Below are 12,752 nucleotides of genomic sequence, written 5' to 3'. Positions count from 1 at the left end.
GAGGACGGGTCATGTTTTGACTCGGACATACCGACTTGAGTTCGTCCTCTTTTATTGTCCCTCTCTTTAAGGATGATTAGCTATGACCATGCCACTTGACCCACTAGTTTACCGCCAATTGAACGACCTAGTGCGGCTCCAGCAATCCCACCTCCTACTGCACCCAAACTCGTGGCAATACGATGAGTATGAGAGGATGTTTCAAGAGAGGTTTGGCTTTGCACTTCCAAATTAATAGGATCGGTATTGGAAAATGTTTCCAGGGAAGTTTGGTTTTGTGCTGGCAAATCAGAATGTTTATCTTGTGTCATCTGTCTATCTTAGAAATAATTAGATTCGTAAGCATTTAAATACGAAAGTTTTATCTGATGCTCTCAATAGTCTGGCGTTCCGGTAAACGGCGTTGTTCTCCTTGCTGAATCTCCCGTTCTAAGAAATAATTCAACAAAGTTCGCAGCAAAACGATCGCTCCCAAGTTCAAAATATCTTGGCGAGTTGGTGCTACTGCTGTCCGTAAAATATCGCTAGCAACAGTGAACTCTAAGCCCAAAGCCAGGACTCGTCCCAATTGCAGACGAACTCCTTCTGTAGCATCAAAATGTTGTTTGGAGCGAGAGAACAACAAGCGCAAATAGGCAGCAATGCCACGAATCACTGCACCACCAATTACTACTGCTGCGGCAATTTCTGTTCCTGCGGCTAAATAACCAACAATGACTTTCAACCATATCTCTAAAGCAGTGGTTTCTCTATCTTGGTTGCCGCCTTCTACATTCAAGCTCAAAAGCAGAACTAGCCCTAGAATTAGCCCCAAAGGCAATATCAAATTAATCAATGAATCCTGTGTTCCCTCTCTTCTCATCACCTTTCTACCTCAATCGTTTAGCTAGATGGTCGCCTACGCGCAAGGCATTAGCCATAATTGTCAGCGTGGGGTTAGCGCCAGAATTTGAGGGAAAGAAACTACTATCGACAACATAAAGATTATCGACATCATGGGTACGGCAATTGAGGTCAAGAACTGAGGTTTGAGGGTCTGTGCCAAATCGACAGCTACCGCATTGATGAGCAACTGCTTGTTCTGGTAGATGAGTGCGGGGATAAATACTAAATGGTAGAACGTGTTTAGCAGAACGCGGGATTGACTTAAGTACAGATGTCCAACGGTGGATCAGGCGATCGCTTGCTTCGGTATTGTTTAGTGTATAGTCAATGTGAATCTTGTCACCTACTACCCGAATCTGATTATTGGGATCTGGTAAATCTTCCGTCTGCAACCACCAACCAACTGACCTTTGGGCCAGCAAATGGCGCTCAAAATGAGGAATCAGCTTGACAAATGGAGCCATCAACGGCGGCGCTTCGGCGGGAATCATATCGGCTAGGACATTGCCTGTATTTTGCACCATCCCCATCGGATAAGGAAAATCTGGCTCTCCCCAGTAAAAATCATTTAGCTTTTCTGCCTGGGTGTAATAAGGCTCAAAGTCTTGATACTTCAAAGGCCATTCTGGCGAAATTCCTCCTTTATGAATTACCTTTTCAAAATCTCGCTCTCGCAATCGCACTAAGGCTGCACCATAAAGTTTAGTATTGCCACTTACCCAGTAACCAGGGGGAAACCAAATTAACTCTAAATCATGTCCATCAGGGTCTTTAAATTTAAAAGCACGGACACCACCAGAGGCTTCATTACCTGGCGGTATTGTTTGCGGGGCAGTAGATATGGGTTGAATAGGAAATGAACGTAAGTGAGTATATGCACTATCCATATCACTTACTACAATCGCTAAATGTTGAAACCAGAGGTCATTACTTTGGGAATCGCTGGGGATGGGTTGAGATGGAATGTTGAGATATTCCATCAACTCAATGAGTTCATCACCTAGTTGTAAAGTAATAATGCGAATGTTGGCTCTAGTCACACCTTCTAAGTCGTTGTAATCTTCTGCTGCAACTGTGATGTCGGAAACAAATTTAAAACCAAGAGCTTGGGTATAGAAATGCAAAGAGCGATCGCAGTTCATTACTGTTAAGCCAATAGCTCTAATTCTTTGTACCTGTACATCAGTTTGACTAGGTATATTCATAGCCTCTGTAGTTACAATTAATGTTTTATTAAAACGCAGAGTTACGCGGAGTAAACGCTAAGTGACGCGGAGTTTTACCAGATTGATTTCACTATAAATTAATGAAATGTTGTTTTAAGTTTATCCTAGTCTTTTTTACCCTCATCACCTAACATTTTTAATAGTTTTCTTGCTACTAAAACACCTACTACTCCAGCACCTACTAATTCTACTGTCTGTACCACTTTTTTACCTACATCATGCTGGTCGAGATGGTGATGAAATATCTCTTCGTCCAGCCATTCTGTAGTAGCTTTAAAGTCATGAATTGGGTTTGGTAATAGTGTTAAATAAGTGCCTTGACGAATTAAGTGCGCGGATTCACCTGCAACTTCAAAAATATTGAATAAGTTAGCAGCAGCATCATGTAATCCTAACTTCAACAGAGTTCCCCGGATATTAACCTTAACTGGTTTGGGGTCTTCTCCGAGAGCAAGTGCTTTCAAATTTCGAGCTATATTTGCTCCTTGTTGATAAGCTACTTGTGCTGTAGGTGGTAGCGAACTATCCACAACTGCTGCACAATCACCACCTGCAAAAACTTCTGGAAAATCAAGCAATTGCATTGTGGGAGTAACTAGGGGACGGTTGTGACTATCTCGATGTTCTTTGGGTATTGGTAACTCTTGAATAAGAGGATGGATAGAAGTACCAGCAGTCCAGATTGTGGTGTATGTTGGCAGTGTCTTAATTTCATCGTTGCTTTTATACTCAATTGCATTTGGATGAACAGCTGTGGCTTCTGCTCCTGTAAGAATTTCTATTGCTATGCTGCGTTTTTGTAATTCTTTTTCAGCAATTGGACGCAACGGATCGTTAATATCTCCATCCAAAATTTTTTCACCATGATTGAGGAGAATTACTCGGATTTCCGTCCGATTTCCACCTAAAGCACTGTACCAATGTGGGAGAAAATCAGCTAAAGTTGCTACCATTTCCACACCAGAAGCACCGCCACCCACTACAACTACTGTTAATAGTTTGCGGCGTTGTTCTATATCTTGGGTTTGGATGGCTTTTTGTAAACAGTCACGTAAATGTTTGTCAAGAGCGATCGCATCTGCTTGTGTCCAAAAAGGAAAAGCATTTTCTCTAGCACCATCAACGTGATGATAGCCAGTAACGCTACCTAAAGCTAATACTAAGTTGCTGTAATTGTAAGAGTTACCCGAAACTAATTTAACTTCCCGTTGATGCAAGTCTATTGACTGTACAGCATCTTGCACAAAGATCACGCCGCTACCTTTAAGTAATTCTGAAAAGCGTGGTACTACTTGCACAGTATCCATCTCGCCATCAAAATATTCATAAAGCAATGGTTTAAAGCAAAATCGCTCATTTTTATCAATCAAAATTACCGAGCGAGGATAATGTTCATGAGCTAAATGTAAAGCTGTAAATAGTCCGGTAAAACCACCACCGACAATTACAGTTTGATAAACTTGGCTGTTCATAAGAAGAGAGTAGGAGAGATTAGGGAGAATAAGTATGGACTGTTGACAACTTACTTTTACGGGTTGGTTAGTTACTCAAGTCTGGTCAAAACTAACAACTGACTTTCCTACACAAATAACAAGAATGCGATGATAATAGCGCTAAGAAAAAAGGCGAATATAATAGCGTATTCAAATCTACGGCTAAAAAATCCTACAGCTGCAACTAGGGCGATCGCTAACCCCAAAATGCCAACATACTGCTCTTTTTGTAAATTACGTGCAATTAATGGGTCTTGATTTTTTCCTGTAACTGGAGTTTCTTCAATTGCTCTTGGGGGTGGTAATTCTTGTGCTAAAAATTTCATAAAATGACTCCTTGAAATCGCTAATACGTGAATATTTTTATGCTTGCCAAAGATAGAGAAGAGAGAATAAAAAGACCCAAATTACATCAACAAAATGCCAAAACAAAGTGGTAGCACTTACACCAAAGTGACCTTTATCGTAGTTGCCTTGGCGGAAAGAACGAACAAGCATAGTTATTTGCAGAATTACACCAGCGAGAACGTGCAGACCGTGAAAACCTGTTAATACATAAAATGTTGAACCAACTAATCCTGTCCTTAAGCCAAAATCAAGGTTACTCCACTCAATTCCTTGACTGATTAAGAAATAGGTTCCCATGCAAATCGTCAGCAGCCATAGCCACCGAAATTTATTAAGCTGATGATGCTTGAGAGAATTTTCTGCTGGTTGAATGACAAAGCTGCTGGAGAGTAGTACCACCGTGTTAATAATTACAAAAGTAGATAGTTTTGGCCCGGAAACACCAACTGGTAGCCAAGTTTCTGAGTGCGTTAACCGCAGACCAACGTATGTAAAAATAAAACTTAAAAAGACTATGCTTTCCGATAAAAGGAACACAGTAAATCCAAAAATTGCTTTGCCATGATGGTCATGGGAACGTCCACCACGAACTGGTAAATAACGCTTTAGCCAACGTGGTAGGTATTGCCGCCACCGTTCTAAAGGAATAGGACTTTCATCTATATGAATTACACCACGATTCATAGATTGATAGTTTTTATTATTTGTCATTAGTTATTAGCTTTCTTGCTGATGATAGTCAGGAGGTTCTATGACTGAGTATTTAGGATCGCCGTAGTCGTAGGGTGGTCTTTTGACAATTGGAATTTCTTCAAAGTTATCTCGTGGTGGTGGTGAGGTAGTCGTCCATTCCAACCCTGTAGCGAGCCAAGGATTATTACTTGCTCTGTATCCGTACATACAGGAACCCACCATATTGGCAATAAAAGGCAGTATAGATACTCCTAATAAAAATCCCCCTAGACTAGCGATGACATTCCACCCCTGATAGCGTGGGTCATAGGAAGAAATGCGGCGTACCATTCCCTGTAAACCTAGTGGCAGCATAGGGAAGAAAGTAAGGTTAGCACCAATGAAAGTTAACCAGAAATGCACCTTACCCCAGCCTTCAGCATACATCCGTCCAGTAATCTTCGGAAACCAGAAGTAGATGGCAGCAAAAATTGCCATCGTGATGGTATTAAAGACAATGTAGTGGAAGTGTCCCACTATAAAGTATGTATTGTGGACGTGAATATCAAATGGTACTGCTGCCAGCATCACACCAGTCACACCACCAAGCAGAAACATGGCTGCACCTCCCATAGCAAACAGCATGGGTGTCTCTAGGTGCAGCTTACTTTTCCAAATTGTCGCAGTCCAGCCAAATGCTTTGACACCAGTAGGTATGGCAACCAACATCGATGTCACCATAAATAACATTCGCATCCAGCCAGGGGTAGCACTGGTAAACATATGATGTACCCAAACAAAGATGCTGACTACAGCTATACCTAAAGAGGCAACAGCTAATGAGCGATAGCCAAACAGAGGGTTACGGGAAAAGGCTGGCAGAACCTCGGCAAAAATACCAAAGGCTGGCAGCGCCATGATGTAAACTGCGGGGTGGGAATAAAACCAAAATAAATGCTGGTAGATAATGGGGTCGCCATTTTCTAAGGGTTTGAAGAATTGTGTCCCGAAACTGAGGTCAAATAATAGTAATATCAATGCACCTGTGAGGGAAGGCAAGTTAACCAGCTGCAATAACTGGGCGCTGAGAACTGACCAAACAAACACAGGCATTCGGAAAAATGTCATTCCTGGGGCGCGCATCCAAAAAATAGTAGTCACAAAGTTGACAGCCCCCATAATTGAAGAGATGCCAATCAAGACTATACTGACAATCCAAATAAATTCACCGTTAATCGGCTGACCAGGGGGAATTTGCAGACTAATTGGGGGATAAGACCACCAGCCAGACTGTGCTGTACCATTGGGCAGCAAGAAGCTAGATATTAATAAAATCCCGCTTGGTGGGATAATCCAAAAAGAGATGGCATTGAGTAGCGGAAATGCCATATCCCGCGCGCCAATCATTAGCGGTACTAGGTAGTTAGAGATACCTGCATTGAAGGGGATAATCCATAGAAAAATCATGATTGTCCCGTGCAAGGTGAACAAGCCATTATACAGGGGGCGATCGACCACATTTGATGCTGGCGTAATTAGTTCAGCGCGAATTAGCATTGCCAACAGTCCGCCAATCAAAAAGAAGATGAAAGTCGTCACCATATACTGAACACCGATTACTTTATGGTCGGTGCTGAAGCTGAAATATCGTCGCCAGTTATTCTCCGACTCGTTTTGAGATGTTACATCTATAGAATCATGTGTCATTCATTACTTTCCTTTCATTTGCAATCGCTGGTTGCTCAGGTGCAACAGTGTACCAGCCACTCTTAAACAATGTTTTTGGCGGTTGGCTATACTCAGCAACAGCCTGATTTTTGATGGCTACTGGTTGGTATTCTGCTGTGGTCAGCCACTGGTTATATTGCTGGGGGGATTCAATGTGAACATTAGCCTCCATCAAAGCAAAGTATGTACCGCTAAATAAAGCGTCTTTGAGTTTGTATTCACCGATGCGAGTAGGTGTAACTACAAGGTCAATGTCGCGTCCAGGGACAATATACTGCTGTAAGCGGAACTCAGGGACGTAAAAACTATGAAGTACGTCTTTAGCGTGCATATTTAGGCGAGTCCGACGATTAACAGGTAAGTGTAATTCATTACTAGTAACATTATTTGGATAGCGAAACGACCAATCCCACTGCTTCACAAAAACATCAATAGTTTCAGCAGCCGGTTTAGGTTTATCATCACTTGATGCGGCATAGGCTGGTTCTTCTAAAGGTGTATGCAAATGTACAACTTGTTGCAAACCGAGAATATCTAATTGCTGATAAATATTGAAGCCTTGCCAAGCCAGCCACAAAACTAGCAATGTTGGAGCGGCTGTCCATAAAACTTCTAGCCTGATGTCACCTCTAGATGGATGTCCCTCGCTGTAGTCATTTTTCGGTGCGCGAAAGAACAGTACCGAGTACACCATCATACCTACAAGGCCAAGAATAATAAACGCGCCAATAGCAGTTAAGAAGCTAAACAAACTATCTACCTTTTGTGCTTCTGCTGTAGCTTCCAGTGGCATCCAAGAATAGGCTAACTGTCCAATCCAATGACTAACGACAAGCAAAACTGCAATATAACCAGCTATTAGTAAATATTCTAAAAATCTAAACATAAACTTAGGTGCTTATCGTTTATTTGGGTAGTAAGTTTGGGTTTGCGCCCTCTTGGATTAACTTAGCAGCAGTGACGTGAACCCCGAATTCCGAGGCTAATTGCCCTCCTAAAGTTCCGTGAACATATAAAATACCCATGATTGCAATTCCTACTAACAAATAACCCCACTGCACTTGTCTGGAAGCATCCTTGCGCCAATGGTAGCGTTGTAAAGCTCTCCAGACGGTCATGGCAACAATCATCCCCAACAGCAAAATACCACCTATACCATGCAAAACCATTGTCATAGAGGCGTTTAACCCCCAATCACTTTTTTGATTAAGTGGTGGGTTTGCCAGTATTAGCTCGAAAAAACCAAATGCAACGGTGAAAAAAGTAATAATAGATGCTCCTAAAATGTTGTACCAGCCAACATCGAAGAAGCCAGAACGCAAAGCAGTCAGCCCTAAAAATTTGAAGATTGGTCGTTCTATAGGAAAAATTGCCCCTGCTATGTCAAAGAAGATGGCAATAATAAATAAACCTAACGTTAGATGCACCAGTTTTGGATGCATGGGAATTTCGTAGGGCAGTCCGTTAGCACCTAACCTCAATCCTAATGAGTCAATCAGTTGCAAGTTCATGGCGATATCCTCTGCTTCATGGCTTCAACTACAGGCTCAACATGCAAACCGTATACCCAAAATAGTTTGCTGCCTAAATATATTTGCAACAACACTAAACATACTAAGAAAGTTGCAGCACCAAGGTAAGCAGGCGGAACTTTATGGGGGTTGCGATCGCGAATTACAAACCGCCAAGCTGTAATAATCGCAACGATCGCCCCCAATGACCAACCCATAAGTGTGTGAAAATTAAGTGTAGGCTGCACTGCTGGATAAATTTGTGCCAGCCCTGCTTCAAACTGTCCAAAAATTATGGCGACAAAAATTGCGATCGCTGCAACAAACATATTCCAAAAACCAACCTCAAACAAACGCACGTTGCGGGTAAAATAACCAATTACATCGCAAACGAATGAGAAAAACACCATCGCAATCACGAAATGAACAACGATCGGGTGTATGGGGTCGGGGTACGGTAAATTTTCACTATTGAGAGGCACAGAGAACATCGCTTTCTCCTGGCGATCGCTTACTTATTCTTGAGTTTTAACTTTTAAAATTACTCTCCATAAAAGTATTCTTAACTCTTACCTAATAAATAAAACAATAAATACTATCGTTAGGGTGATTAAGAAAAAAACTTTATTACTTTTTGTTAACAAAGCTTGAGTAAATTTTAAAAAATAAAAATTTTCATGTAAATAATATTCCATTTGCTGAAAAAACCAGTGCTACTAACTTTATGTTTTAAAGATTTCATGTAATTATGAAAATTAAGTGAAATTCTTCTCGTCCTTTGGAAAGAACTATTTATTCCTCCACTAGCTGGAGGCGATCGCCGTTGCAAACTTATAAATTAATGCCAGAATCAAAGGAATGCCTATCAATAAATTAAACACATTACGTTGTAATTTTTGTCACTGGTTTAGCAAGAGTTTAAGTAGAAAATATACTCAATATTGTTAACTCTGTTATTCAATATTGAATTCTATATAAATAGTTATCAAAAGTTATCAAATTATCAAAACAATCGGTTCTAAAACCTGGCCTTTTAAAGCGAAAAGTTTTTGCGATGGGGTATAAATCCTCGTTACAAAAACGACCTCCTACCTCCTGCCCCCTCCGTTCCTTAACAAAAAGTAATAGAAAGCAGATTTCTTGAGCCTTAGTGACAATAAAACCCTAGATTTTAATAAATTAAGGAAACATTATGAGCTATTCCCCTTACCTGCTCAAAGGTCAAAAAGCACTTGTAACTGGTGCTAGTTCTGGCATTGGTGAAGCTATAGCTCGTTCTTTGGCTTCCTCAGGTGCAGCAGTAGCTATTAACTATCATTCCGAAGCCGAAGAAGCGCAAAAAATAGTCGATGATATTAAAGCAAATAATGGTGAAGCTTTTGCCATTCAAGCTGATGTGAGTAAAGAAGACGAAGTTAAGGCAATGTTCAGCCAGACACTTGAGCACTTTGGAACCATTGATATTTTAGTCAACAATGCAGGTCTGCAAAAAGATTCGCCTTTTGTAGATATGACCCTCAACCAATGGAATACAGTTATTGGAGTCAACCTAACAGGACAATTTTTGTGTGCTAGAGAAGCTGCAAAAGAATTTCTACGTCGAGGAGTGCAACCGCAGATTTCATCTGCCGCAGGTAAGATTATCTGCATCAGTTCAGTACATGAGGTGATTCCTTGGGCGGGTCATGTTAATTATGCTGCTAGTAAAGGCGGTATTCATATGATGATGCAGAGTATTGCCCAAGAACTAGCTCCCCATAAAATTCGTGTTAATAGTATTGCCCCTGGTGCAATCAAAACTCCTATTAATAAATCAGCTTGGGATACTCCACAAGCTGAGGCGAAGTTACTAGAACTGATTCCAGCAAAACGCGTTGGTGATGTAGAAGACATTGCCAAAGCCGCAGTTTGGTTAGCTTGTGATGACTCTGATTATGTCAACGGTACAACTTTGTTTGTAGATGGTGGCATGACTTTGTATCCAGGTTTTAGGGAGAATGGCTAGAAAATAGACTGCTTTTCTGGGTTTGCTGATTGAAAATATGAATTTAGTTCACGCAGAGACGCAGAGTCGCAGAGAGTAAGAGTTGAGAAGAGTTGATTTTTGAATTTCATATTCAAATTCAGCAACGCCGCTTTTCTTCTGGGGTCATGGGAAAAGCCATTTTTGATGTTCGGTGATTATCGAGACTACTTCCTGCCTTCTAATCCTATGCCCACACAAGTTACAAGTCATGAAAGGGAATGGAGAACAGTAAAAAATGGCTTCAGATTCATCTAAGAAAACAATATTTGCGGCGATGGGTGCTAATTTAGCGATCGCGATCGCTAAATTTATCGCTGCTTTTATTACCATTAATTGTGGCAATCTTCATCTTCGGCATTGATGGAAGAATGTCTATTGATGCAGGATTATTTACTTGGAAAGCATTGACAACAGAATCTCAAAATAACTAAAAAGCTATTTAAAGCTAAACCATGAAAATTCATACTCAAGCACAGGCTTTTGGCTCACCTGGCATAGATCCGCGATGGACTCATGCAAATAAAGATGGAGTGGGAACAGCTTACTCTACCTCCAGTCACGTATGGTTTACTATCTGGAATGGTGTTGTGACCGAAATCTACCATCCGACAGTAGACAGACCTCAAATTCGCGATTTACAGTACCTGATTTCTGATGGCAAAAGCTTTTTTCATGAAGAGAAACGCCATCTGCGATCGCAAGTAGAACTTCTGTGGACTCATGGTTTGGGATATCGCATTACTAATTCCGATCCCCAAGGGCGTTATGCCGTGATTAAGGAAGTGATTGCTGACCCGCATTTATCCTGTATTTTACAACACACAAAATTAACAGGAGAGCGCGAATTTATTTCCCAACTCCATTTATATGCTTTGTGTGCGCCGCATTTAGAAGTTGGCGGTAGAGATAATAATGGTTACACAGTAGAAGTAGCTGGGCATCATGTTCTTGTAGCAGAAAAAGCAGGAACTTGGCTGGTGTTAGGCGCAACAGTCCCGTTTACTCGTCTTTCCTGTGGCTATGTTGGTCAAAGTGATGGCTGGACAGATTTAGCAGACGATTTCCAGATGGACTGGGAGTTTGATAGTGCGGTAGATGGTAACTTAGCTTTGACTGGAAAACTCAATTTAGCTCAAAGTCAAGAGTTTACTTTAGGGCTGGCATTTGGTACATCTTTGCACAATGCAATTTCTACCCTGTTTCAGTCGCTTAATCTGCCTTTTGAACAGCAGAAGCAGCAATATAACGAACAGTGGAAGCAATCGCGCAACCATATCAAATCATTAGAAAATGTTTCCTGCGATCATGGAAAGTTGTACCACAACAGTATTAGTCTGCTTTTGGCACATGAAGATAAAACTTATCCCGGTGCTTTAATCGCATCTATGGCTATTCCTTGGGGTGAAGCTAAGGACGACCAAGACCAAGGGGGATATCATCTTGTTTGGACGCGGGATTTAGTAAGCAGTGTAGCAAGTTTAGTGGCTGCTGGGGAAACAGATACAGCAGTGCGATCGCTCATTTATCTTGCCACCAGTCAGCAAGAAGATGGCGGATTTGCTCAAAACTTCTGGGTTGATGGCGAACCTTACTGGAAAGGTATTCAACTAGATGAAGTTGCGTTTCCGATTCTTCTAGCATGGCTTTTACACCAAGAAAATGTACCACTGAATTTTGATATTTATCCAATGATTCTAAGGGCTGCGGGTTATCTAATTCGTCATGGCCCTGTTACCCAACAAGAACGCTGGGAAGAAAACAGTGGTTATTCACCTTCCACACTCGCTTGTAACATTGCTGGCTTAATTTGTGCTGCCCAATTTGCCCGCGAACATGGCGATGAAGCAACAGCGACGTTTATAGAAGAATACGCCGATTTTTTAGAATCTCACATTGAAGATTGGACAGTAACTACAGAAGGAACCCTCGTTTCTGGCATCAAACAACACTATATCCGTATTACTCCTACAGATATTAATAATCCTCAACCAAACGAAAATCCCAACCAAGGAACTATTTTTATCAGCAATTATCCCCCTGGCGAATCAGCAGAATTTCCAGCGAAAGAAATTGTCGATGGCGGATTTTTACAATTAGTACGTTACGGAATTCGTAAACCTGATGACCCGATTATTGTTAATTCTGTCAAAGTAATTGATGCAGTTTTGAAAGTAGATACACCCGTTGGCCCTTGTTGGCATCGTTACAATCATGACGGTTACGGTCAGCAAAAAGACGGTCAGCCTTTTGTCGGTTGGGGCAAAGGACGTGCTTGGCCTTTATTAACAGGAGAACGAGGACATTATGAATTAGCTATTGGCGGTAATGTTAAAACATATATCAAAGCAATGGAAGGATTTGCTTCAGACACTTGTTTATTACCGGAACAGGTTTGGGATGAAGCAGATCAACCTGATGTCCACATGTATTTAGGAAAACCTACAGGTTCAGCCATGCCTTTGATGTGGGCACACGCAGAGTATATTAAACTGCTGCGATCAACTCATGATGGGCAAGTATTTGATTTTATTCCAGAAGTGGCGAATCGCTATTTAGGCGAAAGAAAGCAATGTCAATCATTAGAGATTTGGAAGTTTAATCGCCAAATAAACAAAGTTAAAAAAGGTTATACACTACGAATTCAAGCTTTAGTATCTTTTCAATTGCACTGGTCAGATGATAATTGGCAAACTGTCAAAGATACACCTTCTACTTCCACAAATTTAGGAGTAAATTTTGTGGATATTCCTGTTGCCACTCAACAATCAATCAGCTTTACATTCTTTTGGATTGATAGTGGTAAATGGGAACAAAGTAATTACCAAGTTGCAATTGAGTAGATGTTATATTGTCAGTAAATGAG

13 protein-coding genes are annotated in these 12,752 nt (G+C 41.1%); 3 read left to right on the top strand and 10 right to left on the bottom strand.

Annotated elements, in window-relative coordinates; genetic code table 11:
- Positions 1-80: 80 nt before the first annotated feature.
- The 10 genes from H6H03_RS24450 to H6H03_RS24400 all read right to left on the bottom strand — a co-directional run bounded on the left by H6H03_RS24450 (position 81) and on the right by H6H03_RS24400 (position 8,354).
- Positions 81-311: a hypothetical protein gene (locus H6H03_RS24450; RefSeq protein WP_190957654.1), complete on the bottom strand. Its 231-nt coding sequence runs from the start codon at positions 309-311 to the stop codon at positions 81-83.
- 50 nt (positions 312-361) lie between these two features.
- A complete protein-coding gene (locus H6H03_RS24445; RefSeq protein ID WP_190957652.1) occupies positions 362-862 on the bottom strand; it encodes a DUF1622 domain-containing protein in 501 nt (166 codons plus the stop codon).
- Between the two features lie 7 nt (positions 863-869).
- Complete coding sequence (locus H6H03_RS40545) at positions 870-2,090, bottom strand: GMC oxidoreductase (RefSeq protein WP_242057976.1); 1,221 nt, start codon at positions 2,088-2,090, stop codon at positions 870-872.
- 125 nt (positions 2,091-2,215) lie between these two features.
- Positions 2,216-3,583 carry an NAD(P)/FAD-dependent oxidoreductase gene (locus H6H03_RS24430; protein ID WP_190957646.1) on the bottom strand — a complete coding sequence of 456 codons (1,368 nt, stop codon included), beginning with the start codon at positions 3,581-3,583 and terminating at the stop codon, positions 2,216-2,218.
- A gap of 107 nt (positions 3,584-3,690) precedes the next feature.
- The gene (locus H6H03_RS24425; protein ID WP_190957645.1) at positions 3,691-3,930 is read right to left on the bottom strand and encodes a hypothetical protein; all 240 of its coding nucleotides are present in this window, start codon (positions 3,928-3,930) and stop codon (positions 3,691-3,693) included.
- Positions 3,931-3,967: 37 nt separating this feature from the next.
- Positions 3,968-4,636 carry a cytochrome c oxidase subunit 3 gene (locus H6H03_RS24420; protein WP_190957651.1) on the bottom strand — a complete coding sequence of 223 codons (669 nt, stop codon included), beginning with the start codon at positions 4,634-4,636 and terminating at the stop codon, positions 3,968-3,970.
- A 33-nt stretch (positions 4,637-4,669) separates the two neighbouring features.
- Positions 4,670-6,331: a cytochrome c oxidase subunit I gene (locus H6H03_RS24415; protein WP_190957644.1), complete on the bottom strand. Its 1,662-nt coding sequence runs from the start codon at positions 6,329-6,331 to the stop codon at positions 4,670-4,672.
- The gene (locus H6H03_RS24410) at positions 6,321-7,238 is read right to left on the bottom strand and encodes a cytochrome c oxidase subunit II (RefSeq protein ID WP_190957643.1); all 918 of its coding nucleotides are present in this window, start codon (positions 7,236-7,238) and stop codon (positions 6,321-6,323) included. Before H6H03_RS24410 ends, H6H03_RS24415 begins: the two co-directional genes overlap by 11 nt.
- Before the next feature lie 19 nt (positions 7,239-7,257).
- Positions 7,258-7,863, bottom strand: a complete 606-nt coding sequence (locus tag H6H03_RS24405) for a DUF2231 domain-containing protein (RefSeq protein ID WP_190957642.1) — start codon at positions 7,861-7,863, stop codon at positions 7,258-7,260.
- On the bottom strand, positions 7,860-8,354 hold the full coding sequence (locus H6H03_RS24400) for a DUF2231 domain-containing protein (RefSeq protein WP_190957641.1): 495 nt from the start codon (positions 8,352-8,354) through the stop codon (positions 7,860-7,862). The genes H6H03_RS24405 and H6H03_RS24400 overlap by 4 nt, the downstream gene beginning before the upstream one ends.
- 701 nt (positions 8,355-9,055) lie before the next feature.
- On the opposite strand from H6H03_RS24400, the gene H6H03_RS24395 reads away from it, so the two are divergent.
- The 3 genes from H6H03_RS24395 to H6H03_RS24385 all read left to right on the top strand — a co-directional run bounded on the left by H6H03_RS24395 (position 9,056) and on the right by H6H03_RS24385 (position 12,729).
- Complete coding sequence (locus H6H03_RS24395; protein ID WP_190957640.1) at positions 9,056-9,868, top strand: SDR family oxidoreductase; 813 nt, start codon at positions 9,056-9,058, stop codon at positions 9,866-9,868.
- A gap of 256 nt (positions 9,869-10,124) precedes the next feature.
- Positions 10,125-10,250 carry a hypothetical protein gene (locus H6H03_RS41450; protein ID WP_277926181.1) on the top strand — a complete coding sequence of 42 codons (126 nt, stop codon included), beginning with the start codon at positions 10,125-10,127 and terminating at the stop codon, positions 10,248-10,250.
- Between the two features lie 91 nt (positions 10,251-10,341).
- The gene (locus H6H03_RS24385) at positions 10,342-12,729 is read left to right on the top strand and encodes a glycoside hydrolase family 15 protein (RefSeq protein ID WP_190957639.1); all 2,388 of its coding nucleotides are present in this window, start codon (positions 10,342-10,344) and stop codon (positions 12,727-12,729) included.
- Positions 12,730-12,752 lie beyond the last annotated feature (23 nt).

It is taken from the genome of Nostoc paludosum FACHB-159 (assembly GCF_014698835.1).
GTDB lineage: Bacteria > Cyanobacteriota > Cyanobacteriia > Cyanobacteriales > Nostocaceae > Nostoc > Nostoc paludosum.
Note: the sequence above shows the minus strand (reverse complement) of the source record. Positions and strands in the feature narration are given on the sequence as shown.

Excerpts from the sequence above, each read along its gene's own strand:
- H6H03_RS24405 (WP_190957642.1), bottom strand. The coding sequence starts at position 7,863 with ATGAACTTGCAACTGATTGACTCATTAGGATTGAGGTTAGGTGCTAAC.
- H6H03_RS24395 (WP_190957640.1), top strand. The coding sequence starts at position 9,056 with ATGAGCTATTCCCCTTACCTGCTCAAAGGTCAAAAAGCACTTGTAACT.
- H6H03_RS24430 (WP_190957646.1), bottom strand. The coding sequence starts at position 3,583 with ATGAACAGCCAAGTTTATCAAACTGTAATTGTCGGTGGTGGTTTTACC.
- H6H03_RS24425 (WP_190957645.1), bottom strand. The coding sequence starts at position 3,930 with ATGAAATTTTTAGCACAAGAATTACCACCCCCAAGAGCAATTGAAGAA.
- H6H03_RS24450 (WP_190957654.1), bottom strand. The coding sequence starts at position 311 with ATGACACAAGATAAACATTCTGATTTGCCAGCACAAAACCAAACTTCC.
- H6H03_RS41450 (WP_277926181.1), top strand. The coding sequence starts at position 10,125 with ATGGCTTCAGATTCATCTAAGAAAACAATATTTGCGGCGATGGGTGCT.
- H6H03_RS24385 (WP_190957639.1), top strand. The coding sequence starts at position 10,342 with ATGAAAATTCATACTCAAGCACAGGCTTTTGGCTCACCTGGCATAGAT.
- H6H03_RS24415 (WP_190957644.1), bottom strand. The coding sequence starts at position 6,331 with ATGACACATGATTCTATAGATGTAACATCTCAAAACGAGTCGGAGAAT.
- H6H03_RS24420 (WP_190957651.1), bottom strand. The coding sequence starts at position 4,636 with ATGAATCGTGGTGTAATTCATATAGATGAAAGTCCTATTCCTTTAGAA.
- H6H03_RS40545 (WP_242057976.1), bottom strand. The coding sequence starts at position 2,090 with ATGAATATACCTAGTCAAACTGATGTACAGGTACAAAGAATTAGAGCT.
- H6H03_RS24445 (WP_190957652.1), bottom strand. The coding sequence starts at position 862 with ATGAGAAGAGAGGGAACACAGGATTCATTGATTAATTTGATATTGCCT.
- H6H03_RS24410 (WP_190957643.1), bottom strand. The coding sequence starts at position 7,238 with ATGTTTAGATTTTTAGAATATTTACTAATAGCTGGTTATATTGCAGTT.
- H6H03_RS24400 (WP_190957641.1), bottom strand. The coding sequence starts at position 8,354 with ATGTTCTCTGTGCCTCTCAATAGTGAAAATTTACCGTACCCCGACCCC.